Genomic DNA, 1,680 nt, shown 5'->3' on the forward strand with positions numbered 1-1,680 from the left:
AAAGAGTACACGGCATAGACGAAAGAGAATTTTATTCACGATTAAATAAAAATATCACAGTAGAATTATTGAGAGAAAAATTAAAAGAATATACACATTTTTATAACAATCAAAGATTGATTTCTTCGCTAGGTTATATTACAATCAAAGAAAGAATCAAAAATATTATAGCAAGTAAAAGTACAATATCTATGGCTCCATGACATTATATATAATTTATTTTAAATAAAAACTCAAAAATTTTCAGTGTATATTTAGTTTCTCTTCAACATATTCTTTTTTTATTTTGATAGACTTTTTATCAGAAGGCAAATCATACATTGAATCAAGCATTACCTTTTCAAATAAAGCCCTTAATCCTCTCGCTCCTGTATGCTCTTCCATTGCCTTTTTTACTATCACTTTTAAAGCATCGTCATCAAAACTCAAATCAACATTATCATATTCAAATAATTTTTTATATTGTTTAATGAGTGAGTTTTTAGGCTCTTTTAATATTCTAATTAAATCATCTTCTTTAAGCTCTTGTAAAGTAGCGACAACAGGAAGTCTTCCTATAAGCTCTGGTATAAGTCCAAACTTTACTAAATCCTCAGTTGCAATATGATTCATTATCTCATCATATTCCAAGTTTTCCATAGAATTAACTTCAGCAGCAAAACCAAGCCCCTTTTTTGAAGTACGTTCTGCAATGGATTTTTCTATGTCTATAAAAGCTCCACCACATATAAAAAGTATATTAGAAGTATTTATATCTATATTATTTTGATGTGGATGCTTTCTTCCGCCATAAGGAGGAACACTTGATATTGTTCCCTCTATTATTTTTAATAAAGCCTGCTGAACACCTTCTCCAGAAACATCTCTTGTAATAGAACGAGATTCACTTTTACGAGATATTTTGTCTATTTCATCTATATATATTATTCCTTTTTCTGCTAATTTTACATCTCCATCAGCATTTTGTATAAGGCGAAGAAGTATATTCTCAACATCATCACCCACATATCCAGCTTCTGTAACAGTAGTAGCATCAGCAATAGCAAAAGGCACATTCAAAGCCTTAGCCAAAGTGCGTGCAAGTAAAGTTTTTCCACTTCCTGTAGGTCCTATCAAAAGTACATTAGATTTCTCTATTTCAACATCATTATTAGTGCTGTCTTGCATTATTCTCTTATAATGATTATACACAGCAACAGATAATATCTTTTTGGCATAATCCTGACCTATAACATACTGGTCAAGTAAAGCTTTAATCTCTTTTGGAGGTAGTATTTTTATATCATATTTTTTATTATTAGTTTTTTGACTGCTATGAGCATTAAAATAATCGTTTGCTATAGCAGAACAATCAGAGCATAAATACCCCTCATTTCCTTCTATATACCTGCTTAATTCCTTTAATTCTCTTCCGCATAAAGCACATGCTTCTTTATTAGTTTTTTTAGACATATATGTTCCAACTTTATTCTTTAATATTATATAAAATTTTAATCAAGTTAATACATTCTATACTAAAATAAAACTATTTCAATAGAAATTATTAATTTTATTGTCATGGAGCCATAGATATTGTACTTTTACTTGCTATAATATTTTTGATTCTTTCTTTGATTGTAATATACAATAAAGAAGAAATCAATCTTTGATTGTTATAAAAATGTGTATATTCTTTTAATT

General features: G+C 28.3%; 2 protein-coding genes. One reads left to right on the top strand and one right to left on the bottom strand.

Annotated elements, in window-relative coordinates:
* Window positions 1–203: IS3 family transposase (locus EPJ72_RS13050; protein WP_158636870.1), on the top strand; the 203-nt coding region annotated here is incomplete at its 5' end.
* A gap of 40 nt (window positions 204–243) precedes the next feature.
* Here EPJ72_RS13050 and clpX read toward each other — a convergent pair.
* Entirely contained in the window at window positions 244–1,452 is a 1,209-nt protein-coding gene (gene clpX, locus EPJ72_RS08590) for an ATP-dependent Clp protease ATP-binding subunit ClpX (RefSeq protein WP_147731763.1), read from the bottom strand.
* Between the last annotated feature and the right edge of the window lie 228 nt (window positions 1,453–1,680).

The sequence above is a fragment of the Brachyspira pilosicoli genome (assembly GCF_008016535.1).
GTDB classification, from domain to species: Bacteria; Spirochaetota; Brachyspiria; order Brachyspirales; family Brachyspiraceae; genus Brachyspira; species Brachyspira pilosicoli_A.